Source organism: Pseudomonas sp. SH10-3B, from assembly GCF_019891415.1.
Classification (GTDB): Bacteria; Pseudomonadota; Gammaproteobacteria; order Pseudomonadales; family Pseudomonadaceae; genus Aquipseudomonas.
Window position 1 is genome coordinate 69,133 of sequence record NZ_JAFLXD010000022.1, and the last position, 23,123, is coordinate 92,255.

Consider the following 23,123-nt stretch of genomic DNA (forward strand, 5'->3'; position numbering starts at 1 on the left):
TCAATCTCCAAGCGGCAGGCTGTCAGGGCCGCCGCGATAATCGTCGAGGGCCAGTTTGATCCGGCGCAGGCGTTCCTGATTGTCGTCAGGCAGGGCCAGGGCCAACTCGGTGGCGAGCAGGTCAATGGCCAGCAGCATGCCGTAGCGCGCCGCCGTGGGTTTGTAGATAAAACTGGTTTCCGCCGGTTGCAGCGGCAGCAGGACATCCGCCAACTGCGCCAGGGGCGAGTCGGCCAGGGTGATGGCGACGATGCGCGCGTCGTAGTTGCGCGCCAGCGCCACCACATCAAGCAACTCGGGGGTGAGGCCAGTGAGCGAGCAGACAATCAGCGCGTGTTCCGGCCCCAGGGTTGCAGCCGTGACGCGCATCATCACCGGGTCGTGGCTGGCGGCAATCGGATAGCCCAGGCGTACCAGACGCACCTGCAATTCATCGCTGCACAAGCTCGACGGCCCGCCCATGCCGAACGCGTGGATCATCCGCGCCTTGCCCAGCAGGTTGACCGCATCGACAAAGCTGGCCTGGTTGAAACCCGACAAGTGCTGGCGCAACGTCGCTTCGATATCGCCGAGAATCTGCCGATGAAATGCCGACTGTTCAGGCAACCCCGCCGGGTCCAGGAAGCGGCTGCCGACGCCGCTGGCCTGGGCCAATTGCAGGCGCAGATCGCGTAAGTCCCGGCAACCGACACTGCGGGCAAACCGCGATAAGGTCGCGGTACTGACCTCGGCCCGTTGGGACAGCTCTTCCAGGCTGGCCGAGGCGGCAAAGCCCACATCCTCCAGCATCAGCTTCGCGATACGCCCTTCGCCGGCGCTGAAGGAATCCTGGCGGGCGCGGATCTGGTAGAGGATGTCCATGGGGGCTCCGGGTTACAAAATGCAGGACAGACCGTAAGTCAGACCGAAGGCAACCACAGAGATCAGGGTCTCCAATACGGTCCAGGTCTTGAAGGTCTGGATCACCGTCATATTGAAGTATTCCTTGATCAGCCAGAAGCCGCCGTCGTTGACGTGGGAAAAGATCACCGAACCCGCGCCGGTCGCCAGCACCAGCAATTCCGGGTGTGGATAACCCAGGCCCAGGGCGACAGGCGCCACAACCCCGGATGCCGTGGTCATGGCGACCGTGGCTGAGCCCGTCGCAATCCGCATCAACGCCGCGAACAGCCAGCCCATCACCAGCGGCGACAAGTGGAAGGCATGGGCCAGGCCGAGAATTTCATTGGTAACGCCAGCGTCCACCAATATCCGGTTCAAACCGCCACCCGCACCCACCAGTAAGGTGATGCTCGCAGTGGGCGCCAGGCATTCATTGGTGAACCGGAGGATCGACTCGCGGTTGAAGCCCTGCGCCAGGCCCAGGGTCCAGAAGCTCACCAGGGTCGCCACCAGCAGCGCGATCACCGAGTTGCCGATAAACAGCAGGAACTGGTTGAAGCCGGTGCCCGGGGTGGAGATCACGTTGGCCCAGCCACCGATCATCATCAGCACCACCGGCAACAGGATAGTGCCCATGGTCAGTGTAAAGCTCGGCAAACGCTCGCGAGGTTCACGCTCGATGAATTGGCGTTCCAGCGGGTTTTCCGCCGGCAGGTGAATGCGCGGCACGATGAATTTGGCGTACAGCGGGCCGGCGATGATCGCCGTCGGGATACCGATGAGGATCGCATAGAGCACGGTCTGCCCCACCGACGCGTTATACGCCAGCACGGCCATCATCGCCGCCGGGTGTGGCGGCACCAACGCATGCACCACCGACAGGCCGGCGACCATCGGCAGGCCGACCATCAGGATCGATACCCCCACACGCCGCGCCACGGTAAAGGCGATCGGCACCAGCAACACAAAACCGACCTCGAAGAACAACGGCAGCCCCACCAGGAATGCGATGCACACCATGGCCCAATGGGCATTCCGTTCGCCGAAACGGTTGATCAGCGTGCGCGCGACCTGCTCGGCGCCACCGGACTCGGCCATCATCTTGCCGAGCATGGTGCCCAGCGCCACGACCAGGGCGATATGCCCCAGGGTTTTGCCGACGCCCGCCTCGTAGGAACCCATGATGGTGTCTGCCGGCATCCCGGCCATCAGCGCCAGGCCGATGGACACCAGGGTGATGACGATAAACGGGTTGAGTCGGTAACGTGCGATCAGCACGATCAAAGCAATGATGGCGATGGCAGCGTATGCCAACAGCCCGAAGCCCGGTGATGCGGCCATGCGGTACTCCTCGGAAAGGGTCACGTCGAATTGGTTGTGAAACTCATAAATCATTACCGAGGAGTATTTTCAAACTGCATGAAAGTAATTTTCGCCCACAGATAAGCGCTGTCGCGTCGGGGCATGCCCAAGGGCCGCGCATGAAAATTCGGGGGGTGTTCTTACATGAAGATCAGAGAAGGCTGGAAACTCAACGAATACCCTTGAGTCATAGAATGCACATCCACTGCTGCCAGGAAATCGAGCCCATGATTCGCACCACACTCGCCGCCGGCGCCCTGCTTCTCGCCGTGTGCGGCACTGCCGCCGCTGCCGACAACGCGGCGCTGAAAAAATGCATGGACGGCGCCAATACCACCGCCGACATGGTCAGCTGCAACGTCAAGGAGACCAAGGTGCAAGACACGCGCCTGAACAAAGCCTACAAGACCGCCCTCGCCGCCCAGGAAGGCACACGCAAACAGCAACTGCAGGACCTGCAGCGCCTGTGGATCAAATACCGTGACGCCAATTGCGCCTTCGCCGGCTCCGCCACCGGCGGCACCATCGACCAGGTCAACGGTTCCGGCTGCGTGCTGGACATGACCCAGACCCGCGCCCAGGAATTGGAAGACCTGGTCGGGCCGTAAAAATCAGTCGTGGTGAACCTTGGCGCGCTTGAGCAACTTCTTGCAGCGCTCAGACAAATGCAGCACGCGCAGATGCTTGCCGGCCTTGCTGTAGCGCTCGCGCAGGGTCATCAGCGCGGCAATCGCCGAGTAGTCGACAAAGCTCAGGTGACGGCAATCCAGCGTCACGTGGGCCGGGTCGTTGGCCGGGTCGAACTGGTTCAGGAAAGGCGTAGTCGAGGCAAAGAACAATGTCCCGTGCAGGCGATAGAGCTTGCTGCCGTCCGCTTCCAGATGCGCATCGGCATACAGCTCACGGGCCTGTTGCCAGGCAAAGTTCAGCGCCGCGATCACGATGCCACACAGCACGGCGGTGGCCAGGTCTGTGAACACCGTGATCACCGTCACCGCGATAATCACCAGCACATCATTGAGCGGCACCTTGTTGATCACCCGCAGGGACGCCCAGGCGAAGGTCTGTTGCGACACCACAAACATCACCCCGACCAGCGCCGCCAGCGGAATCCGCTCGATCAGCGGTGACAGAAACAAAATAAACAGCAGGATCATCACCCCGGCGAACACCCCGGAGAAACGCCCGCGCCCGCCGGAGCTGAGGTTAATCACGGTTTGCCCGATCATCGCGCAACCGCCCATGCCGCCGAACAGGCCCGAGAGCATATTCGCCGCGCCCAAGGCCACGCTCTCGCGGTCAGGGTAGCCACGGGTCTCGGTGATTTCGTCGGTGAGGTTCAGGGTCAGCAGGGTTTCCAGCAGGCCGACCATGGCCATCAGGAACGCATAAGGGGCGATGATGCCGAGGGTTTCCAGGGTCCAGGGGATCTGCGGCAGCGCGAAGGTCGGCAGGCCCCCGGCGATGTGGGCCATGTCGCCGAGGGTACGGGTCGGCAGGCCGAGCAGGTACACGGCCAGGCCAACGCCAAGGATCGCCACCAACGCGGGCGGCACCGCACGGGTGATGTGCGGCAGCAGGTAGACGATGGCCATGGTCACCAGCACCAGGCCGGTCATCACGTACAACGGCGTACCGCTGAGCCAGCGTTCACCGTTCTTGAAATGTTCCAACTGGGCCAGGGCAATGATGATCGCCAGGCCGTTGACGAACCCCAGCATCACCGGGTGCGGCACCATGCGCACCAGCTTGCCCAGGCGCAACACGCCGAACGCGACCATGATCAGCCCGCCCAGCAGCACCGTGGCCAGCAGGTATTCCACGCCGTGCTGCACCACCAGCGCGACGATCACCACCGCCATCGAGCCTGCCGCCCCGGACACCATGCCGGGCCGGCCGCCGAACAACGCCGTGAGGGTGCAGATGATAAAAGCGCCATAGAGCCCCATCAGCGGGTTGAGGTGGGCCACCAGGGCAAAGGCGATGCATTCGGGCAGCAACGCAAAGGACGTGGTGAGGCCGGCCAGGGCATCGGCGCGCAGACGGGTGAGGTTCATGAGGTACCAGGGCATTGCGGGGGATAAGGCGGGGAATGGTACGAAATTGAGCTCGGTGGGGCCAGTCTGAAAGATCGAGTGGCCCCAATCGGGTTTCAAGCGAACATCACACCATCTCGTCGCGAATCCACTCCACCACCGACGTACGCTTCGGCGCCCAGCCCAGCAACTCGCGGGCATGCTTGCCGCGCACGCGGCTGTTGGAGCCCAGGCCATAGTTGGCCATTTCATAGCCCCACTCGGCTTCAGCCTCGGCCAATGGCCAATCCTGTGGCTGGCCCAGGTTCAGGGCCTGGGCGATCGCCGTGGTCATGTCGATAAACGAGGCCTCGCCGCTCTCCACAAAGTAGAAGGTCCCCGGCACGTTCCTGGTCAGTGCCAGCAGGTACAGCGCCACCACGTCTTCAATGTGCACGTTGGACCAGATGTTCTGCCCGGTGCCGACATGGCGCACCACGCCGCTCTTGCGTGCCTGTTTGAGCAGGCGCGGCAGTTGCACGCTGTCGCGCTTCACACCCAGGCTGTGGCCGTAGATCAGGGTGTTGCAGATCACCGCCGAATTCACCCCGTCTTTGGCCGCTGCCAGGATCAGGTTGTCGATGGCCACGCGGGCAGCCTTGTCGACGGTCGGCTCCGGCAGGCTGTCTTCGAAGTAGATGACATCGCTGGACTTACCGCCCGAGGCATCCCCCACGATGCTCGAACCGCTGGTGTGCAGGAATGGCTTGTTCGAGCCTTTCAGCGCGGCCAGCAGGGTTTCCACCGCGACACGATGGTCGCTGCTCGCGGCATTGATCACCGCATCGGCTTTCTGCGCTTGCTCGGTCAACACAGCAGCATCGTCGAGGCTGCCGATCACCGGGTTGATGCCCAGGGCGGTCATTTCAGCCGCTTGCTCGGCGCTGCGTACCAGGCCGGTAACCGTGTGCCCGGCCTTGACCAGGCCAGTGGCGATAGAGCCGCCGATAAAACCGGCTGCGCCGGTAATGAATACGTTCATGGAGAGTGCTCCTGACGGGGTAAGTGATGGGTCCATTGTTACGGACTCATCCCTGATGAATAAGCCCGCACCGCCCAATTCACTCTTGCGTGACAGTCACGAATCAGCAGGCATACCGCGCCAGCTTGGCCTGGATAAAGTCCAGGAAGCACTGGATGCGCAGCGCCAATTGCGAGTTGCGGTAGAACACCGCGTGGATCGGTTGGCGATACCCGCTGTTGAACGCCTCCAGCACCGGCACCAGGCGCCCGGCATTGATGTCTTCGACGGTCATGAAGTTCGACAGGCAGCAAATCCCCTGCCCTTCCAACGCCAGCTGGCGCAGGGTTTCACCACTGGACGCGGCCACGCTGGGCTGGATCAGCCAGCGGTCACCTTCCACATGGCGCAGCGGCCAGTGGTTGAGGGTTTCGGTCTGGGTAAAACCCAGCAGGGTGTGATCGGCCAACTCGGCGACCGTCGTCGGCGTACCGTACTGCTTGAGGTAGTCGGGGCTGGCGAGGATATGCAGCGGGGTGCAGCCGAGGGACCGCGCATGCAGGGTGGAGTCGGCCAGGGCGCCGATGCGAATGGCGATATCGGTGCTCTGTTCCAGCAAGTCGATGATCAGGTCATCGCTGTTCAACTCCAGCTGAATCTCCGGATACAAACGACGGAATTCGGCAATGTACGGCACGATCCCATGCAACATGAACGGCACCGCCGCATTGATGCGCAGGCGCCCGGCAGGTTTTTTCTGGCGTGACGACAGGCGCTCTTCCAGCTCGTCCATCTGCGCCAGGATCAACTTGGCCTGCTCGAAGAAGTACTTGCCCTCTTCGGTCAGGTCCATGCGCCGCGTGGTGCGGTTGATCAGCGTAGTGTCGAGCTTGGCCTCCAGGCGCGACAAGGTGCGACTGACCGCCGACGGCGTCTGCCCAACCTGCTCCGCCGCCGCGGAAATCGAGCCGCACTCAATCACGCTGACGAAGATCTGTAGCTCATCGGATCGGGCTTTCACGGGCGGTCCTCGTTATCGGTGTGCAGCAGCTTACACCGAGAGGTTGAACACCTGCGCCAGATGCTGCTCGTAGCGCGCCACATCGGCTTCGATGGCCGGGCGTTTCATCACGTCCACACAGAGGAAGGTCGGCAGGCTGGTCATGCCGAGGAACTCATTGGCTTTGTGGAACGGGAAGTACACCGCGTCCACGCCCTTGGCTTCGAAGAAGTCAGTGGGGTCGTCGAAGGCTTGCTGCGGGGCATTCCAGGTCAGCGACAGCATGTATTGCTTGCCGTGGACCAGGCCGCCGCTGCCGTATTTCTGCGAGGCGTCGGAACGGGTGCGGCCATCGCTGGCGTACAGGCTGCCGTGGCCTTCGGTGAAGACTTCGTCGATGTACTTCTTGACGATCCATGGCGCGCCCATCCACCAGCCAGGCATCTGGTAGATGATCACGTCGGCCCAGAGGAATTTGGCGACCTCTTCGGCCACGTCATAGCCTTCGTCGATATGGGTGACTTTGACGTCAATGCCGCCTCGGTCCAACACGGCCAAGGCAGTGTCATGCAGGGTGGTGTTGTAGCGGCCATCGGAGTGGGCGAACTTTTTGCCGCCGTTGAGCAGGAGTACTTTTTTCATGGGAAGGCATCCAGAAGGTTGAAAATGTCTGGACGCAGACTATCGACCTCAGCCCTTGGGAATAAGCGGCCTCTGGGCAAAATACCTTTGATTTAAATGCACGAATACATCAACGATTGTTAACCACTGATCAGCAGATGCCCGCCCAACAGTGCCATGCCGATAAAAAATACGCGCTTGAACAACAGCGCACTGATGCGCTGGCGCACCACCTGGCCCAGCCACATGCCCAGCAGCGCCGGTACCAGCGCCAGTAACGACGCACTGATTTCGCCGCCGCCCAAGGTACCGCGCCAGGCCAGACCGGCGGCCAGCGCCAGGGTCGAGACCGTAAACGACAGCCCCAGCGCCTGCACCAGTTGATCGCGGTTCAATCCCAGCGCCTGCAGGTACGGCACGGCAGGAATCACAAACACACCGGTGGCCGAAGTAATGATGCCGGTGACCAGCCCACACACCGGGCCCAGCCAGCGCTCGGTTTGGGCCTTGACCTTGAACGTGGGCAGGAACAGTCCGCTCAGGGCATACACCAGCAACGCCGCGCCCAACGCGCGCACCACCCATTGGCCGCCGTCCATCCCCAGCCACACGGTGCCCAGCCCGGTGCCGAGAAAAATCAGCAGCAACATCGGCCACAGCCGCCGCAGCAACACACTCAGATGGCCGCCGAATGCCAATTGCCACAGGTTGGTAACGGTTGAGGGGATGATCAACAACGCCGCAGCCTGCGCCGGAAGCATAGCCAGACCGAGCATGCCCATGGCGATGGTGGGCAGGCCCAGGCCGATGACGCCCTTGACGGTGCCGGCGAGCAGGAAGGTGCCAATCACCAGCAAGGTAAGGGCCAGGCCGAGGTTTTGGTAAAACGCGAGGAAGGTATTCATGGGCCGAGTGTGCGACTTTTCGATGCGCTCGGAAATTCGCCATATACTGAGGCAGCCTCTTGTTTTGCATGAGGCTGAGGACATCACCGAGAACAAGTCCAGACACCCGAGCACCAGCCATGCACTTTGACCTGATCGACCTGCGCCTCTACCTGCACATCCTCGACACCGGCAATATCACCGCCGGCGCGGCCCGCAGTCATTTATCCCTGGCGGCCGCCAGCGCGCGCATCCGGGCGATGGAGGCGTCGCTGGGCATCGAGTTTCTCGACCGTGGGCGTCGAGGCGTCACCCCCACACCGGCGGGAAAGGCCTTGGCCCGTCACGCTCGCCTATTGTTGCAACAAGCCGAGCACCTGCAACAGGACCTCGCGGAATACGCCAACGGCGTCAAAGGCCAGGTGCGCCTGCTGTGCAACACCACCGCACTCAGCGAATACCTGCCGGAACTGCTCGCGGACTTTCTGCGCGAACACCCCAACCTCGATATCGACCTGCAGGAATTGCCCAGCCTGCGCATCACCCAGGCCTTGCGCCAGGGCACGGCGGAGCTGGGGATTATCTCCGACGCCGTGGACACCCACGGTTTGCAGACCGTGCCGTTTCGCGACGACCCATTGGTGCTGATCATGCCGCGTGAGCATCCCCTGGCAGGCGGTACGGTGAGCTTCGTCGACAGCCTGCAATACGACTTCGTGGGCTTAGGCACCGCCAGCGCACTCTCGGTGTACTTGGAAGAACAGGCCCTGCATGCGGGCTTTCGTGTGCAGACGCGCATCCGCGCCGAGGGTTTTGACGGGCTGATGCGCATGGTCGCCCGCGGCGCCGGCTTGGGCATCGTGCCCCAGGCGGCGTTGGCGCGCTGGCAATCGCCAACCCCCTTCACCGCCCAACCGTTGCAGGAAGCCTGGGCTCGCCGAACGCTGCTGCTATGCGCGCGCTCGTTCGAACACTTGCCGAGTTACGCCAGAGCCTTGTTCGACGCCTTGGCCTTGCCCTTGCGGAAAAACCCGTAATACACCGTCGACAGGATCAGCAGGAACGGCACGCCAAACACCAGGGTCATCTTGAACGCCTCGGTGAAGTACGTGGTGATCATCACCGCCCCCATCAGCACCAGGCCCAGCAAGGTGCTGTAGGGAAACAGGCGCAACTGGAACGACAACTTCGCGCCGCCATGACGCTTGCGATAGCGCCGGAAAAACAGGTGCGTGAGGAAGATCATGAACCAGGTGAAGATCGCGCCAAACATCGAGATCGCCATCATCAGGGTGAACGAGCTTTGCGGGTAGAGCACGTTCAACAGCGTCGCCAGGGCAATGCCCGAGCTGGACAACAGCAAGGCATTCAGCGGAATGCCGCTCTTGCTCAGTGCCCCCATGGACTTGGGCGCAAAGCCGGCGCGGGACAGGCTGAACATCATGCGCGTGGTGATGTAGAGCTGGCTGTTCATCGCCGACAACGCCGCGATCAGGATCACGAAATTCATCACCCCGGTGGCGCCGGGAATGCCGATGGTCTGCATCACCGTGACGAACGGGCTCTGGGTCTGGCCGGCCTGGTTCCACGGCACGATGGCGAGCATCAGCGCCAGGGTCAGCAGGTAAAACACCACCAACCGCACGATGGTCGCGCGAAAGGCTTTCTTCACGGCCTGCTCCGGGTCAGCCGCTTCACCGGCGGCCACGGCGATCATCTCGACGCTCAAGTAGCTGAAGATCGACACGATCACGGCGATCCACATGCCGCTCAACCCATGGGGGAAAAAGCCGTCGTGGGCCGTGTAGTTCTGCACGCCATAGTCCGGGTTGCCGGAGCCGAACACCACGTACACCGCCAGGATGATGAAGCCGACGATGGCGCTGATCTTGATCGTCGAAAACCAGTATTCGAAGTTGCCGAACGTCTTCACGCTGATGGCGTTGAGCAGGATCAGCACACTGGAAAACGACACGATCCACACCCATTCCGGCACGTTGGCGAACCAGTACTTCATGTACATCGCCACCGCCGTGACTTCGGCGCCCACCGCCAGCACAATCGCCGCCCAGTAGGCATAACGCACCAGGAACCCGGCCAGCGGGCTGATGTAGAACTCGGCATAGGCGCCGAAAGAGCCGGAGGTGGAGTGGGCCACCGTCATCTCGGCCAGGCAGCCCATCAGCAACAAGGTGATCAACGCGCCGATCGCGTAGCTCACCAGCACGCTGGGCCCGGCATAGCCAATGGCATAGGCGCTGCCCATGAACAACCCGGTGCCGATGGCGCCACCGATGGCGATCATGCTCATCTGGCCGGAAGTGAGCTGGCGCCTCAGGCCCAGTTCGCGATGGGTGATCTCGGCAAAGCCGTTGTCTGGCGTGGTCACGTTGTGTGCCCCTTTATTATTGTGGTTGTTGTCCAGCGTTTATTCAGGTGACGCTGTGGCGGACCTTGAATTGCGGTTGGTCCCAGGTGTTGTTATCGAGAATCTCACCGAGGATTTCCACCGCATCCCACACCTCTGTAAAACTCGTGTACAGCGGCGTAAACCCAAAGCGCATGATGCGCGGCTCGCGGTAATCACCGATCACGCCACGTGCGATCAGGGCCTGGATCACCGCATATCCCTCAGGGTGTTCGAAGCTCACATGGCTGCCACGCCGGGCGTGGTCGCGCGGCGTGATCAACACGAGGTTATGGGCGGCGCAGCGGCTTTCGACCAGTTCGATAAACAGGTCGGTCAATGCCAGGGACTTGCTGCGCAGGCTGGCCATATCGGTCTGTTCAAAAATCTCCAGGCCGCATTCCACCATCGCCAGCGACGTGATTGGCTGGGTGCCGCACAGGTAGCGGGCGATGCCGGCGCTCGGCGCGTAGCTGGATTCCATCGCGAACTGCCGGGTATGCCCGAACCAGCCCGACAGCGGCTGGTGCACCAGGTTCACCAGGGTCGGGCTGACCCACACAAATGCCTGGGAGCCCGGGCCGCCATTGAGGTATTTGTAGGTGCAGCCAATCGCATAGTCGGCACCGGCGCCGTGCAGGTCGATCGGCACCGCGCCGGCCGAGTGCGCCAGGTCCCAGATGCTCAGCGCGCCGCATTCGTGGCTCAAGGCGGTGAGCGCCTGCATGTCGTACATGTAGCCGGTCTTGTAGTTGACGTGGGTGAGCATCACCACCGCCACGTCCGCGTCGATGGCCTCGGGCAGTTCATCCGGGCGGTTGACCAGGCGCAGGGAATAGCCCTGTTGCAGCAACTCGGCGAGGCCCTGGGCGATGTACAAATCGGTGGGGAAGTTGCTCGCTTCGCTGACGATCACCTTGCGCGCAGGTTCACGTTGGCGCTGCACGCTCAAGGCGGCGCTGAGCACCTTGAACAGGTTGATCGAGGTGGTGTCGGTGATCACCACCTCACCGTCGCGCGCACCGATCAGCGGCGCCAGGCGGTTGCCCAGGCGCTGGGACAAGTCGGCCCAGCCGGCACTGTTCCAACTGCGGATCAAGCCATTGCCCCACTCTTGCGCGATGACCGCCTGCGCCCGCTCCAGCGCCGCCACTGGACGCGCGCCGAGGGAGTTGCCGTCCAGGTAGATAACGTCCTGCGGCAAGGCGAACTGGTGACGTAGCGGCGCCAGCGGGTCCTGGGTGTCGAGGGCTTGGCAGTGGCTGCGAGAGGTCATGGGCGGTCCTGGTTTTTGTAAGTGGAGATGCAGCAAATAATGAACGAAGATTTAGAGAATTTTCGTGCAAAGTGGTGGGCAACAGGCTAATTAAGCTGTAGAAAATTCGAATTTAACCCCTAAACACGCGGATTTATTCTAACCATGATCCTTGACGCTACCGACCTGCGCCTCCTGCATTTCCTGCAACAGGATGGCCGTATCAGCAACCAGGAACTGGCGGAAAAAGTCGCGTTGTCGCCGTCCGCCTGCCTGCGCCGCTTACGCCTGCTGGAGAGCGAAGGGATTATCAGCGGCTACCGCGCGGTGTTGAATGCCGAGCAACTGGGGATTGAACTGGAGGCTATCGTCCACCTGTCATTGCGCCAGGATGTGGAGGATTGGCATGAGACGTTTATCAAGAAGGTGCAAGGCTGGCCGGAGGTGGCCAGCGCGTACGTGATCACTGGCGCCAGCAACTATGTGCTGCGCGTGCAGGCGCGCAACCTCAAGCACTTTTCGGACTTTATCGTGAACCACCTGAACCGCACGGCGGGGGTGATGGATATACGCTCGGAGATTGTGTTGCAGAAGATCAAGGATCGGGATGAGGTGCTTGATCTGGTCGTTCGCAAATAGTCAGCCACGACACCGATCAAATGTGGAAGGGGGCTTGCTCTAGAGATAGAACGGGCAAACCGTAACCTGTGGCGAGCGGGCTTGCCACAGTTACAGTGTTCCTCCTTAACTGACCGGCATTAGGACTTGCCCCCTAACATACTTTTGACCGCATTTAGTCTTCGAGGGCGCGAACCCGCTGCATGCGTTTTTGCTCTACCGGCGCTGCGGCGGTTTGCAACTCAAAGTCAAAATCAATCTGCGCGAACCGCCCTTCCACGCCAAACTCCCGCGCCAGTTGCGGATCTTCGCTGAAGCGAATCTCGGCAATCAATTCGTCCCGCGTTGCATAGGCAAAATCATCATGCAGGTACGGGTCATCCGACAGGTTGATCTGCGTGGTCAGGTGCCGATACCCCGGCGCCGAGATGAAGAAGTGGATATGTGCCGGCCGCTGTCCGTGGCGCCCCAGTTGATCGAGCAACTGCTGGGTCGGCCCGGTCGGCGGGCAGCCGTAGCCCGACGGCACGATGCTGCGAAAGCGGTAGTTGCCCTGGGCGTCGGTCTCGATGCGGCGGCGCAGGTTGAATTCGGATTGCGTCGGGTCGAACCACGAATAGGTACCACCGGTATTGGCCTGCCACACATCGACAATCGCACCGGCCAACGGCTTGCCCTCGGTGTCGCGCACTTGCCCGCGCATAAACAGCGGCACCGCCTCGTCCTTGCCATCGTCCAGCCGTGCCTCGTACTTCGACAGCGGCGCGCCGGCCACATACAGCGGGCCTTCGATGGTGCGCGGGGTACCACCGGATTTGCCGGCTTCCTCGTCGGCGGCGTCCATCAGCATATCCAGGTAGTGCTCCAGGCCGAGCCCAGCGGCGAGCAGTCCAGCCTCCTGATTCTTGCCCAATTCATTGAGGTAGTTGACCGCCTTCCAGAACTCTTCCGGGGTCACTTCCAGGTCTTCGATGATGTTTACCGTATCGCGCAGGATCCGGTAAATCAGCGCCTTGGTGCGCGGGTTACCGCCGTCAGTGAGGTTGCCGCTGGCTTCTTCGAGAAACTGTTGGGCATGGGCAGTCTGGGACAGTCGGATGGACATGGTGCATTCCTCATCTTGTAGTTATTAGGGTGAAGACCGGCCTAGCGGTCGTCCTCATGGATCGACGAAGGGTGCCGGCACAAGGCGTTCACTTCGATGGCCATGTAGGGATAAAGCGGCAGTTGCATCAGCAGGTCATGCAGCTCTTGCACACTGTCGACATCGAACACGCTGTAGTTGGCGTAGAGCCCGGCGATGCGCCACAAGTGGCGCCACTTTCCTTGCTCTTGTAAACGTCGAGCCAGGGCTTTTTCGTCGGCCTTGAGGCGGGCGGCGCGCTCCGGGTTCATGTCGATGGGCAGGTTCACGGTCATTTTTACGTGGAACAACATGGCGGTGCCTCTTAGTGTTTGTCACGACGGAAGAACGCCAGGCGCTCTTCATCGATGGCCAGGCCCAGGCCCGGCAAATGGGAGACATGCAGCTGGAAGTCGCGGTACAGCGGCGGCTCGGTGAGGATGTCTTCGGTCAGCAGCAACTGGCCGAACAGCTCGGTGCCCCACGCCAACGTGTTCAGGGTGAGGAAGGCATGCGCCGACGCGAGGGTGCCGATCCCGCCTTCAAGCATGGTGCCGCCGTACAGGCCGATACCGGCGGCTTCGGCAATCGCGGCGGTGCGCAATACCGCGCGGGGGCCGCCGTTCTTGGCGATCTTCAGGGCGAACACCGAGGCCGCGCCTTCACGGGCCAGGTTGAAGGCATCTTCCACACACTCGATGGATTCGTCGGCCATGATCGGCACCGGACTCGACAGGTTGAGCCGGGCCATGCCGCCACGGTTATTGCGTGAGATCGGCTGTTCGATCAGGTCGACGCCATTGTCGCCGAGCACCTTGCACGCACGCAGGGCCACGGCTTCGTCCCAGGCCTGATTGACGTCGACGCGCACGCTGGCACGCTCGCCCAGGGCCTTTTTGATCGCAATGACATGGGCCAGGTCATGGCCGACTTCACCGGCACCGATCTTCAATTTGAAGATGCGGTGGCGGCGCAGGTCGAGCATCTTTTCGGCCTCGGCAATGTCCTGGGCGGTATTGCCGCTGGCGAGGGTCCAGGCCACCGGCAGCGCATCGCGCACACGCCCACCGAGCAGTTCGCTGACGGGCAGGTTCAGGCGCTTGCCGAGGGCGTCGAGCAAGGCGCTTTCGATACCGGATTTGGCAAAGGTGTTGCCGCGAATGCTGCGCTCCAGGCGCAACATGGCGGCGTTGATATTGCTGGCGTCCTGGCCGATCAGCAGTGGCGCGAAGTGGCGGTCGATGTTGACCTTGATGCTGTCGGGACTCTCGTTACCGTAGCTCAGGCCGCCGATGGTGGTGGACTCACCGATGCCTTCGATGCCGTCTGCGCAGCGCACGCGGATGATCACCAGGGTCTGGTTCTGCATGGTGTGCATCGCCAGCTTGTGCGGGCGAAGGGTGGGAAGGTCGACGATAATGGTCTCGATCGACTCGATGGCGCAAATCGGCATGGCAATACCCGTTGGGTTCTTTATAGATTTACGTCGATTCTGTGCCGCATTTTTCCTGGCTTCCAATATAGAATTGGTCTCAAGCAATACCCTCAAGGTATGAAAGGAGCCGTTATGGAACTGCGTCATCTGCGCTACTTCCAGGTGTTGGGGCAGACCCTCAACTTCACCCGCGCGGCCGAACGCCTGCACATCGCCCAGCCGCCGTTGAGCCGGCAGATCCAGCAATTGGAAGATGAATTGGGCGTGATTCTGCTGGAGCGTGGCCGACCGCTGCGGCTGACCGAGGCCGGGCGGTTTTTCTATGAGCACGCCAATGTGTTGCTCGAACAATTGGCCAAAGTCTGCGACAACACGCGACGCATCGGCCAGGGCGAGAAGACCTGGCTGGGCATTGGCTTTGCACCGTCGACCTTGTATGGCGTGCTGCCGGAATTGATTCGGCGGCTGCGCACCCATGACGCGTTGGAGCTGGAGTTGGGCTTGTCGGAGATGACCACTTTGCAGCAGGTCGAGGCGCTCAAGGCCGGGCGTATCGACGTGGGCTTCGGGCGCATTCGCATCGACGACCCGGCCATCGTCCAGCGCGTGCTGGTGGAGGATCGGTTGGTCGCCGTGCTGCCCGCCGGCCACCCCTTGCTCGCCGCCCCCGCGACCCTCGCCCAGCTGGCCGCCGAGCCGTTTGTGCTCTACCCCGGCAACCCGCGCCCCAGCTATGCCGACCATGTGATCGCGCTGTTCGACGCCCACGGCCTGAGCCTCAAGGTGGCGCAGTGGACCAACGAATTGCAGACCGCCATCGGCCTGGTCGGTGCGGGCATGGGCGTGACGCTGGTGCCGGCGTCGGTGCAGGTGCTGCATCGCGCAGATATTGGCTACACGCCGATTGTGGAAACGACGGCCACCTCGCCGATCATTCTCAGCCGACGGGTGAATGATCAGTCGCCAGGGCTTAGTCATTGTCTGCAGTTGGTTGAGGAACTGATCTGAAACCCTCCCAGGTTCAAGTACTGCGCATACGCTTGCGCTGCAACGTCTGGCTGGGGGACTCATCGAACAGTTTTCGATACTCCGCCGAGAACCGCCCCAGGTGGGTAAAGCCCCAGCCCAGGGCAATCTCGGAGATGGTGCGGATTGAACCGTGCTCAAGGATTTCCTGGCGCACGGCAATGAGTCGGTGCTTTTTCAGGTAGGCCATGGGCGACAGCGCGAAGTACTTGCGAAACGCATCGAACAGCTTGAACCGTGACACGCCGGCAGCGGCTTCCAGGTCTTCGAGGTGCAGCGCCTCGCGGGCGTTGGCGTGAATGTATTCGCGCGCACGGATCAGGTAATGGGGCAGTTTCACCCCCAGTACGGCGCGCAGTTCTTCCGAGTAGTTGTTCGGTTGGGCGAGGATCAGGCCCTTGATCAGCGAGCTTTCCAGGTCACGGGTAAACGCCGCCTGCTCATACAACTCACTGCTGCCTTCCAGCTCGGCAATGAAATAGCGCGCCATGCGCCACCACGACGCCGACGCGCCCTCCACCGCATCCATCACCGGCTCAAATTGCAGCGGCGCCTCGATCGGCCGTTGCAGCAAGCCTTCCAGCGATTCGCTCATCGCCGCCCGCGTGATCACCACTTGCAACTTGCGGCAGTCACCGGAAATCGCCAGCACCTGGTGCTCGTTGGGCGCGATGATCACGCCCTGATCGCGGTTGGAACCCAGGCACTCACCGTTCTTGCTCAACGCCTGCTCGCCCACCAGCGGCAGGCTCACGCTGTAGCTGCTGAAGTGCTCGGCGTCTTCGATATCGATGGTCACGTCGGTGCCGTATTCGATCACGCCCAGGGTGGTAGCGCGGGACTTGAACACGTTGGCACTGTGATGAAAACGCAGGCGCTCGGGCGTGCTCGTCGCCAGGCGGTGCGGCCCGCAAATGCCGGACATCCAGCTGCGGGCGCCTTCGAGGTCGAAGCGTTGAATATGGATATCGCGTGTCTGGCTACTCATCAGGTTGCACCCACGGCGGTTAGGCGGTTGCGCGCTCTGGCGGCGCGTCGTTGTGGTTCCACAGCAAGTTCTACGCCACGCCGGCCCGATTGCAACCGGGTGGATAGCAACCGTCAACTAAGTGGATAAACCGCAGGTGTTGACGCCCCTTGCTGCGCCAGACGGTCGCGCGTCGCGTCACCGTCCTGCACCACCGTGGGTATTTGCTGCCCAACTTTCCGGCCCACCTTCCCCCATTAAGCGGATAGCCCGCCACCTTGTCGCAGCCTCTTAATGGCCCACCTGTTTAGCCATAATCAAAAGGTGCCTCCCATGAGTGGTGCAAGAAGCGTCGAGCAATGGAAAAGCTTTATCGAAAGCTGCCTGGATTTTCGTCCGGCAGACGCCGTGTTCCGCATCGCCCGCGACATGTTCACCGAGCCGGAACTGTTTGATCTTGAGATGGAGCTGATCTTCGAGAAGAACTGGATCTACGCCTGCCATGAAAGCGAACTGGCCAATCACCACGACTTCGTGACGATGCGCGCCGGGCGCCAGCCGATGATCATCACCCGCGATGGCGAGGGCCGGCTCAATGCGCTGATCAACGCTTGCCAGCATCGCGGCACCACCCTCACCCGGGTCGGCAAGGGCAACCAGTCGACCTTCACCTGCCCGTTCCACGCCTGGTGCTACAAGAGCGATGGCCGGCTGGTGAAGGTCAAGGCGCCAGGGGAATACCCCGACGGTTTTGACAAAGCCACGCGCGGTTTGAAAAAGGCGCGCATCGACAGCTACAAGGGCTTTGTCTTCATCAGCCTGGATGTGAATGGCCGTGACAGCCTGGAAGACTTTCTCGGCGACGCCAAAGTGTTCTTCGACATGATGGTCGCGCAGTCCGCCTCCGGTGAACTTGAAGTGCTGCCGGGCAAGTCTGCCTACACCTACGACGGCAACTGGAAACTGCAAAACGAAAACGGCCTGGACGGTTATCACGTCAGCACCGTGCACTACAACTACGTGGCCACGGTGCAGCATCGCCAGCAGGTGAATACCGAAAACGGCAGCGGGTCCGCCAGCACCCTGGATTACAGCAAGCTCGGCGCCGGCGACGCCAACACCGATGACGGTTGGTTCGCCTTCAACAATGGCCACAGCGTGTTGTTCAGCGACATGCCTAACCCCAGCGTGCGCTCCGGCTACGCCACCATCATGCCGCGCCTGGTGCAAGAGCACGGCCAGCAGAAGGCCGAGTGGATGATGCACCGCCTGCGCAACCTGAACATCTACCCGAGCCTGTTCTTCCTCGACCAGATCAGCTCGCAGTTGCGCATCATCCGCCCGGTGGCGTGGAACAAGACCGAGATCATCAGCCAGTGCCTGGGGGTGAAGGGTGAATCCGACGCCGACCGTGAAAACCGTATTCGCCAGTTCGAGGACTTCTTCAACGTCTCGGGCATGGGTACCCCGGACGACCTGGTGGAATTTCGCGAAGCCCAGCGTGGTTTCCAGGGCCGCCTGGAGCGCTGGAGCGATATCTCACGCGGCAGCCACCGCTGGGAAACCGGGCCGACGCCGAACAGCGAGGCCATCGGCATTCAACCGGCCATGACCGGCACCGAGTTCACCCATGAAGGCCTGTACGTCAACCAGCACCGCAACTGGCAGCACTTCCTGCTCAAGGGCCTGGACCAACAAGCGCTGAAACTGCGGGAGGTGAAGTGATGAATGCGCCATTGCAGTACCGGATCGAGCAGTTTTTCTACCGTAAATCCGAGCTGTGCGACGCCCAGGACTGGGACGCCTATGTGCAGTTGTTCGACCCGCAAAGCGAATTCCACCTGCCGCAATGGGACTCGGAGCACGTCTACACCCGCGACCCCAAGCGTGAGATGTCACTGATCTATTACGCCAACCGTTCGGGCCTGGAAGACCGCGTGTTCCGCCTGCGCACCGGCAAGGCGGCGTCTGCCACACCGATGCCGCGCACCTTGCACCTGATCAACAACGTGCGCATCGCCGAGCAGGCGGATGGCACGTTGGAGGTCCGGTTGAACTGGCACACGCTGTTCTATCGGCTGGCCACGTCGGAGCAGTTCTACGGGCATGCCACCTATCGCCTCAAGCCCGATGGCGACAGCTGGCTGATCACCCGCAAGCACGCGCTGCTGCTTAACGACACGATCAATTCGGTGCTGGATTTCTATCACCTCTAAACGCGCCTTTGTGGCGAGCAGCCCTGTTGTGGCAAGCCCGCTTGCCACAGGTTGTGCGCACGTCATCAATAGGCGGAGATCCCCTACATGAATCACAAAGTGGCCTTCAGTTTTGCCGATGGCAAGACTCTGTTTTTCCCGGTGGGCGCCCATGAAATCCTGTTGGATGCGGCACTGCGCAATGGCATCAAGATTCCCCTGGATTGCCGCGAAGGCGTGTGCGGTACCTGCCAGGGCCGGTGCGAATCGGGGGATTACACCCAGGACTATGTGGACGAGGAAGCCCTCTCCAGCCTCGACCTGCAACAGCGCAAGATGCTCAGTTGCCAGACCCGGGTGAAGTCCGACGCGGCGTTCTACTTCGACTTTGATTCGAGCCTGTGTAATGCGCCAGGGCCGGTGCAGGTGCGCGCCACGGTAAGCGAGGTGCAGCAGGTGTCGGCCAGTACGGCGATCTTGACTGTGCGCTTGGACGCGTCGCTGGATTTTCTACCGGGCCAATATGCGCGCATCTCGGTGCCGGGCACGCAGAGCTGGCGCTCCTACTCTTTCGCCAACCGACCGGGCAATCAGCTGCAGTTCCTGATCCGCCTGCTACCGGATGGGGTGATGAGCAACTACCTGCGGGAACGTTGCCAGGTCGGCGATGCGTTGCTGATCGAGGCGCCGCTGGGGGCGTTCTACCTGCGTCATGTCAGCAAACCGTTGGTGCTGGTGGCCGGCGGCACCGGACTATCAGCGCTACTGGGCATGCTCGATGAACTGGCCGCCACGGGCTGCGAGCAGCCGGTGCACCTGTATTACGGCGTGCGCGGGGCTGAGGATTTATGCGAGGCGCAGCGTATCCATCAATACGCCTCGAAAATCCCCGGCTTTCGCTACACCGAAGTGCTGAGCGCCCCGTCGCCCGAGTGGTCCGGCAAACGCGGCTACCTCACCGAACATTTCGACCTGGCCGAATTGCGGGACAGATCGGCGGATATGTACGTGTGCGGCCCCCCGCCGATGGTCGAATCCATCCAACAATGGCTGGCGGATCAGGCACTTGATGGCGTTCAGCTGTATTACGAAAAGTTTACGCAGAGTAATATCTGACTCCTCAGCACTTCTGAGGGGCGGATGCGGCGTGCAATCAACCCCGAGAAAAACAAGTAGAAGGGAACGTTAATGGCGGATGACATGGTTAACCCGGTAGGCCTCAAGCGTGGCCTGAAGAACCGGCATATTCAGTTGATCGCCTTGGGAGGGGCGATTGGCACGGGGCTGTTCCTAGGTTCGGCCGGGGTACTCAAGTCGGCGGGGCCGTCGATGATCCTGGGCTACGCGATCGCCGGTTTCATCGCGTTCCTGATCATGCGCCAGCTCGGCGAGATGATCGTCGAAGAACCGGTGGCCGGCTCGTTCAGCCACTTCGCGCACAAATACTGGGGCGGTTACGCGGGCTTCCTGGCCGGCTGGAACTACTGGGTACTCTACGTGCTGGTGGGCATGGCCGAGCTGACCGCCGTGGGCAAGTACATCCAGTTCTGGTGGCCGGAAATTCCGACCTGGGTCAGCGCGCTGGTGTTCTTTGTCGCGGTGAACCTGATCAACACCCTGAACGTTAAATTCTTTGGTGAGGCCGAGTTCTGGTTTGCGATCATCAAGGTGGTGGCGATTGTCGGCATGATCATGCTCGGCTGCTACCTGCTGTTCAGCGGCACCGGCGGCCCGCAAGCCTCCATCAGCAACCTGTGGAGCCACGGCGGGTTCTTCCCGAATGGCGGCATGGGGCTGTTGATGTCCATGGCCTTCATCATGTTCTCGTTCGGCGGCCTGGAGCTGGTGGGTATTACCGCCGCCGAAGCCAGCGAACCACGCAAAGTGATCCCGAAAGCGATCAACCAGGTGGTGTACCGGATCCTGATTTTCTATGTCGGCGCATTGACCGTGCTGCTGTCGCTGTACCCATGGGATCAACTCCTGCAAACCCTCGGCGCGTCGGGCGATGCCTACAGCGGCAGCCCGTTTGTGCAGATCTTCTCGCTGATCGGCAACGACACCGCCGCCCACATCCTCAACTTTGTGGTGCTGACCGCAGCGCTGTCGGTGTACAACAGCGGCGTGTACTGCAACAGCCGCATGCTGTTCGGCCTGGCCGAGCAAGGTGATGCGCCGAAAGCGCTGATGAAGCTCAACAAGCAAGGCGTACCGCTGCGGGCCCTGGCGATCTCGGCGTTGGTGACGATGCTGTGCGTGGTGGTCAACTACGTGGCGCCGCAGAGTGCGCTGGAGTTGCTGTTCGCACTGGTGGTTGCCTCGCTGATGATCAACTGGGCGCTGATCAGCATCACCCACATCAAGTTCCGCAAGGCCATGGGCGAGCAAGGCGTGACGCCGTCGTTCAAGACCTTCTGGTTCCCGTTCAGCAACTACCTGTGCCTGGCGTTCATGCTGATGATCATCAGCGTGATGCTGGCGATCCCGGGTATTCGCGAGTCGGTGTACGCGATGCCGGTTTGGGTGGGGATTATCTACATTGCCTACCGGTTGCGAGTGAGTAAGACGAAAGCGGTCGCCGCCTCCCGCATTTGATTGCATTGCAAATGAAAAGCCCCGGTTATCCGGGGCTTTTTGTTTACAGCGTGGAGCGCACTCGCCACAGTTCGGGGAACAGCACCGTGTCGAGCATCTTGCGCAGGTAACCCACGCCTTCGGTGCCACCAGTGCCGGGCTGGAAGCCGATAATCCGCTCCACTGTGGTCACATGCCGGAAGCGCCATTGGCGGAAAGAATCCTCCAGGTCGATAAACTTCTCGGCCAATTGATACAAGTCCCAATACCGGCTCGGGTCGCGATACACCTCGCGCCACGCCGCCTCCACCGACTCATCGTGAATGGTCGCCGCCGTCGGGTCGCGCTCGGCACGCTTGGGGTCAATCGCCAGGCCCGCCTTGGCCATCAGGTTCACCGCTTCGTCATACAGCGACGGCGTGGCAATCGCTACCTGCAACTCCTGCAACAACTCAGGCCGATGGGCATGGGGTCGCAGCAGCGCCGCGCTCTTGTTGCCGAGGATAAATTCGATCTCGCGGTACTGGAACGACTGGAACCCGGACGACTGCCCCAGGAACGGGCGAATCGCCTTGTATTCCGACGGCGTCATGGTCGCCAGCACGGCCCAGGCGTGCACCAGTTGGTCGAAGATCCGCGACACCCGCGCCAGCATCTTGAACGCCGGCGGCAATTCGCCCAGGCGCACGTGTTCGCGGGCGGCCTTGAGTTCGTGGAGCATCAGTTTCATCCACAGCTCGGAGGTCTGGTGCTGGATGATGAAGAGCATTTCGTTGTGGTCCGGTGACAGCGGATGCTGGGCACTGAGCACTTTGCCCAGGTCCAGGTAATCGCCGTAGCTCATGGACTCGGAAAAATTCAGTTCGGCGTTATGCCATTCTTCCGGTGGCTGGTAGTCGGCAGAGAAAGGACATTGGCTCATCGCGTGGGCTCCTTGAGCGGTCGGAGAATGGCACGGACCGGGCTCGCGTCTAGGTTGGCGAAACGCAGCGGCAAGGCGATCAGTTCGTAGTCGCCCTCCGGTACGTCGTCGAGCACGATGCCTTCGAGAATCGCCATGCCATGCCGCGCCACAGCGTTGTGGGCGTCCATGGTCTTGGACTGTTGCGGGTCCAGGGAGGGTGTGTCGATGCCGATCAGGCGCACCCCCAGGCTGGCCAGCCGTTCAATGGTCTGCGGGGCGATGGCGGTGAAGTTCGAATCCCATTCGGTCAGCGGTGCTTGTGGATAAGTACGCAACAGCACGCGCTCCGGCAGGTTATCCACACGCCCGTCCAACTGATGCGGCTGCACCAGCGCGCCGCTGCCCAGGCAATGCAGCACCCGGCACGGGCCCATGTACACCTCCAGCGACACCTCCCCAATCGGCGCACCGTCCGCGCTGTAATGCAGCGGCGCATCCACATGGGCGCCGGTGTGCGGCGACAAGGTAATGCGCCCGACATTCACCGGGCACTCCGGGCCGAACTGCCACACACGCTCTTCCTGGAACGGCGTATCCCCCGGCCAGGTCGGGGTCGCCGTGCTCAAGGGCGGGCTGATGTCCCACCACGTTTTTATTGGGTTCATTTAAAGGCTCTCGGCGGTTACTGGGGTGAATGATACGAGGGCCAGCTGCGAATTTTCTTGCGAATTCCTGCGCCAAGCGGGAAATATTTCGCACTTACTGCGAAGAAATGGCCTATTTACGCTCAGAAGTGTCGCCTGGCCACAGTGGAGCTCCCACATTGACTACGCA

General features: G+C 61.6%; 23 protein-coding genes. 8 read left to right on the top strand and 15 right to left on the bottom strand.

All coding sequences use genetic code 11. From position 1 onward, the window contains the following. The gene (locus J1G35_RS17610) at positions 1–861 is read right to left on the bottom strand and encodes a MurR/RpiR family transcriptional regulator (RefSeq protein WP_053132007.1); all 861 of its coding nucleotides are present in this window, start codon (positions 859–861) and stop codon (positions 1–3) included. 12 nt (positions 862–873) lie between these two features. Further along, a complete protein-coding gene (locus J1G35_RS17615) occupies positions 874–2,223 on the bottom strand; it encodes a GntP family permease (protein ID WP_262417326.1) in 1,350 nt (449 codons plus the stop codon). A 248-nt stretch (positions 2,224–2,471) separates the two neighbouring features. Here J1G35_RS17615 and J1G35_RS17620 point away from each other — a divergent pair, with 248 nt between their 5' ends. Next, positions 2,472–2,852, top strand: a complete 381-nt coding sequence (locus J1G35_RS17620) for a lysozyme inhibitor LprI family protein (protein WP_053132140.1) — start codon at positions 2,472–2,474, stop codon at positions 2,850–2,852. A 3-nt stretch (positions 2,853–2,855) separates the two neighbouring features. Here J1G35_RS17620 and J1G35_RS17625 read toward each other — a convergent pair whose 3' ends face one another. The 5 genes from J1G35_RS17625 to J1G35_RS17645 all read right to left on the bottom strand — a co-directional run bounded on the left by J1G35_RS17625 (position 2,856) and on the right by J1G35_RS17645 (position 7,806). Then, positions 2,856–4,301 (bottom strand): SulP family inorganic anion transporter, encoded by a 1,446-nt coding sequence (locus J1G35_RS17625; RefSeq protein ID WP_223015563.1) that lies wholly within the window; start codon positions 4,299–4,301, stop codon positions 2,856–2,858. A gap of 106 nt (positions 4,302–4,407) precedes the next feature. Then, positions 4,408–5,301 (bottom strand): NAD-dependent epimerase/dehydratase family protein, encoded by an 894-nt coding sequence (locus J1G35_RS17630; protein ID WP_223015564.1) that lies wholly within the window; start codon positions 5,299–5,301, stop codon positions 4,408–4,410. Positions 5,302–5,404: 103 nt separating this feature from the next. After that, a complete protein-coding gene (locus J1G35_RS17635; protein WP_053131994.1) occupies positions 5,405–6,301 on the bottom strand; it encodes a LysR family transcriptional regulator in 897 nt (298 codons plus the stop codon). A 30-nt stretch (positions 6,302–6,331) separates the two neighbouring features. After that, positions 6,332–6,922 (bottom strand): NAD(P)H-dependent oxidoreductase, encoded by a 591-nt coding sequence (locus J1G35_RS17640; protein ID WP_053131991.1) that lies wholly within the window; start codon positions 6,920–6,922, stop codon positions 6,332–6,334. A gap of 119 nt (positions 6,923–7,041) precedes the next feature. After that, positions 7,042–7,806 carry a sulfite exporter TauE/SafE family protein gene (locus tag J1G35_RS17645; RefSeq protein WP_223015565.1) on the bottom strand — a complete coding sequence of 255 codons (765 nt, stop codon included), beginning with the start codon at positions 7,804–7,806 and terminating at the stop codon, positions 7,042–7,044. A 119-nt stretch (positions 7,807–7,925) separates the two neighbouring features. Between J1G35_RS17645 and J1G35_RS17650 the strand changes: the two genes are divergently transcribed. After that, positions 7,926–8,822, top strand: a complete 897-nt coding sequence (locus J1G35_RS17650; RefSeq protein ID WP_223015566.1) for a LysR substrate-binding domain-containing protein — start codon at positions 7,926–7,928, stop codon at positions 8,820–8,822. Here the strand turns inward: J1G35_RS17650 and J1G35_RS17655 are convergent. Together J1G35_RS17655 and kynU are read right to left on the bottom strand one after the other, a co-directional pair. Further along, the gene (locus J1G35_RS17655) at positions 8,768–10,174 is read right to left on the bottom strand and encodes an amino acid permease (RefSeq protein ID WP_223015567.1); all 1,407 of its coding nucleotides are present in this window, start codon (positions 10,172–10,174) and stop codon (positions 8,768–8,770) included. The genes J1G35_RS17650 and J1G35_RS17655 overlap by 55 nt on opposite strands. 43 nt (positions 10,175–10,217) lie before the next feature. Then, positions 10,218–11,468 carry a kynureninase gene (kynU, locus tag J1G35_RS17660; protein ID WP_223015568.1) on the bottom strand — a complete coding sequence of 417 codons (1,251 nt, stop codon included), beginning with the start codon at positions 11,466–11,468 and terminating at the stop codon, positions 10,218–10,220. A 144-nt stretch (positions 11,469–11,612) separates the two neighbouring features. Here kynU and J1G35_RS17665 point away from each other — a divergent pair, with 144 nt between their 5' ends. Then, positions 11,613–12,086, top strand: a complete 474-nt coding sequence (locus tag J1G35_RS17665) for an Lrp/AsnC family transcriptional regulator (protein WP_003176072.1) — start codon at positions 11,613–11,615, stop codon at positions 12,084–12,086. A gap of 154 nt (positions 12,087–12,240) precedes the next feature. Here the strand turns inward: J1G35_RS17665 and catA are convergent, their stop codons facing one another. Genes catA through J1G35_RS17680 form a run of 3 tightly spaced genes read right to left on the bottom strand, consistent with a single transcriptional unit; the run spans position 12,241 to position 14,641 of the window. Then, entirely contained in the window at positions 12,241–13,170 is a 930-nt protein-coding gene (gene catA / locus J1G35_RS17670; protein WP_053131975.1) for a catechol 1,2-dioxygenase, read from the bottom strand. A gap of 41 nt (positions 13,171–13,211) precedes the next feature. Then, positions 13,212–13,502 carry a muconolactone Delta-isomerase gene (gene catC / locus J1G35_RS17675; protein ID WP_223015569.1) on the bottom strand — a complete coding sequence of 97 codons (291 nt, stop codon included), beginning with the start codon at positions 13,500–13,502 and terminating at the stop codon, positions 13,212–13,214. Positions 13,503–13,513: 11 nt separating this feature from the next. Continuing rightward, positions 13,514–14,641 (bottom strand): muconate cycloisomerase family protein, encoded by a 1,128-nt coding sequence (locus tag J1G35_RS17680; RefSeq protein WP_223015570.1) that lies wholly within the window; start codon positions 14,639–14,641, stop codon positions 13,514–13,516. A 114-nt stretch (positions 14,642–14,755) separates the two neighbouring features. On the opposite strand from J1G35_RS17680, the gene J1G35_RS17685 reads away from it, so the two are divergent. Further along, positions 14,756–15,631, top strand: coding sequence for a LysR family transcriptional regulator (locus J1G35_RS17685; protein ID WP_223015571.1), 876 nt, complete (start codon positions 14,756–14,758; stop codon positions 15,629–15,631). A gap of 13 nt (positions 15,632–15,644) precedes the next feature. Here J1G35_RS17685 and J1G35_RS17690 read toward each other — a convergent pair whose 3' ends face one another. Next, positions 15,645–16,637 carry a helix-turn-helix domain-containing protein gene (locus J1G35_RS17690; RefSeq protein ID WP_053131962.1) on the bottom strand — a complete coding sequence of 331 codons (993 nt, stop codon included), beginning with the start codon at positions 16,635–16,637 and terminating at the stop codon, positions 15,645–15,647. Positions 16,638–16,949: 312 nt separating this feature from the next. Here J1G35_RS17690 and antA point away from each other — a divergent pair, with 312 nt between their 5' ends. The 4 genes from antA to J1G35_RS17710 all read left to right on the top strand — a co-directional run bounded on the left by antA (position 16,950) and on the right by J1G35_RS17710 (position 21,406). Beyond that, positions 16,950–18,341: an anthranilate 1,2-dioxygenase large subunit gene (gene antA, locus J1G35_RS17695; protein ID WP_053131960.1), complete on the top strand. Its 1,392-nt coding sequence runs from the start codon at positions 16,950–16,952 to the stop codon at positions 18,339–18,341. Continuing rightward, the gene (antB, locus tag J1G35_RS17700) at positions 18,341–18,832 is read left to right on the top strand and encodes an anthranilate 1,2-dioxygenase small subunit (RefSeq protein WP_223015572.1); all 492 of its coding nucleotides are present in this window, start codon (positions 18,341–18,343) and stop codon (positions 18,830–18,832) included. The genes antA and antB overlap by 1 nt, the downstream gene beginning before the upstream one ends. Before the next feature lie 87 nt (positions 18,833–18,919). After that, complete coding sequence (gene antC / locus J1G35_RS17705) at positions 18,920–19,927, top strand: anthranilate 1,2-dioxygenase electron transfer component AntC (protein ID WP_223015573.1); 1,008 nt, start codon at positions 18,920–18,922, stop codon at positions 19,925–19,927. 72 nt (positions 19,928–19,999) lie between these two features. Then, the gene (locus tag J1G35_RS17710; protein WP_223015574.1) at positions 20,000–21,406 is read left to right on the top strand and encodes an amino acid permease; all 1,407 of its coding nucleotides are present in this window, start codon (positions 20,000–20,002) and stop codon (positions 21,404–21,406) included. A gap of 43 nt (positions 21,407–21,449) precedes the next feature. Here the strand turns inward: J1G35_RS17710 and kynA are convergent, their stop codons facing one another. Beyond that, positions 21,450–22,307: a tryptophan 2,3-dioxygenase gene (kynA, locus tag J1G35_RS17715; RefSeq protein WP_223015575.1), complete on the bottom strand. Its 858-nt coding sequence runs from the start codon at positions 22,305–22,307 to the stop codon at positions 21,450–21,452. Next, positions 22,304–22,954, bottom strand: a complete 651-nt coding sequence (kynB, locus tag J1G35_RS17720; RefSeq protein WP_223015576.1) for an arylformamidase — start codon at positions 22,952–22,954, stop codon at positions 22,304–22,306. The genes kynA and kynB overlap by 4 nt, the downstream gene beginning before the upstream one ends. Between the last annotated feature and the right edge of the window lie 169 nt (positions 22,955–23,123).

Excerpts from the sequence above, each read along its gene's own strand:
- J1G35_RS17610 (WP_053132007.1), bottom strand. The coding sequence starts at position 861 with ATGGACATCCTCTACCAGATCCGCGCCCGCCAGGATTCCTTCAGCGCC.
- J1G35_RS17615 (WP_262417326.1), bottom strand. The coding sequence starts at position 2,223 with ATGGCCGCATCACCGGGCTTCGGGCTGTTGGCATACGCTGCCATCGCC.
- J1G35_RS17620 (WP_053132140.1), top strand. The coding sequence starts at position 2,472 with ATGATTCGCACCACACTCGCCGCCGGCGCCCTGCTTCTCGCCGTGTGC.
- J1G35_RS17625 (WP_223015563.1), bottom strand. The coding sequence starts at position 4,301 with ATGAACCTCACCCGTCTGCGCGCCGATGCCCTGGCCGGCCTCACCACG.
- J1G35_RS17630 (WP_223015564.1), bottom strand. The coding sequence starts at position 5,301 with ATGAACGTATTCATTACCGGCGCAGCCGGTTTTATCGGCGGCTCTATC.
- J1G35_RS17640 (WP_053131991.1), bottom strand. The coding sequence starts at position 6,922 with ATGAAAAAAGTACTCCTGCTCAACGGCGGCAAAAAGTTCGCCCACTCC.
- J1G35_RS17645 (WP_223015565.1), bottom strand. The coding sequence starts at position 7,806 with ATGAATACCTTCCTCGCGTTTTACCAAAACCTCGGCCTGGCCCTTACC.
- J1G35_RS17650 (WP_223015566.1), top strand. The coding sequence starts at position 7,926 with ATGCACTTTGACCTGATCGACCTGCGCCTCTACCTGCACATCCTCGAC.
- kynU (WP_223015568.1), bottom strand. The coding sequence starts at position 11,468 with ATGACCTCTCGCAGCCACTGCCAAGCCCTCGACACCCAGGACCCGCTG.
- J1G35_RS17665 (WP_003176072.1), top strand. The coding sequence starts at position 11,613 with ATGATCCTTGACGCTACCGACCTGCGCCTCCTGCATTTCCTGCAACAG.
- catA (WP_053131975.1), bottom strand. The coding sequence starts at position 13,170 with ATGTCCATCCGACTGTCCCAGACTGCCCATGCCCAACAGTTTCTCGAA.
- catC (WP_223015569.1), bottom strand. The coding sequence starts at position 13,502 with ATGTTGTTCCACGTAAAAATGACCGTGAACCTGCCCATCGACATGAAC.
- J1G35_RS17680 (WP_223015570.1), bottom strand. The coding sequence starts at position 14,641 with ATGCCGATTTGCGCCATCGAGTCGATCGAGACCATTATCGTCGACCTT.
- J1G35_RS17685 (WP_223015571.1), top strand. The coding sequence starts at position 14,756 with ATGGAACTGCGTCATCTGCGCTACTTCCAGGTGTTGGGGCAGACCCTC.
- J1G35_RS17690 (WP_053131962.1), bottom strand. The coding sequence starts at position 16,637 with ATGAGTAGCCAGACACGCGATATCCATATTCAACGCTTCGACCTCGAA.
- antA (WP_053131960.1), top strand. The coding sequence starts at position 16,950 with ATGAGTGGTGCAAGAAGCGTCGAGCAATGGAAAAGCTTTATCGAAAGC.
- antB (WP_223015572.1), top strand. The coding sequence starts at position 18,341 with ATGAATGCGCCATTGCAGTACCGGATCGAGCAGTTTTTCTACCGTAAA.
- antC (WP_223015573.1), top strand. The coding sequence starts at position 18,920 with ATGAATCACAAAGTGGCCTTCAGTTTTGCCGATGGCAAGACTCTGTTT.
- J1G35_RS17710 (WP_223015574.1), top strand. The coding sequence starts at position 20,000 with ATGGCGGATGACATGGTTAACCCGGTAGGCCTCAAGCGTGGCCTGAAG.
- kynA (WP_223015575.1), bottom strand. The coding sequence starts at position 22,307 with ATGAGCCAATGTCCTTTCTCTGCCGACTACCAGCCACCGGAAGAATGG.
- kynB (WP_223015576.1), bottom strand. The coding sequence starts at position 22,954 with ATGAACCCAATAAAAACGTGGTGGGACATCAGCCCGCCCTTGAGCACG.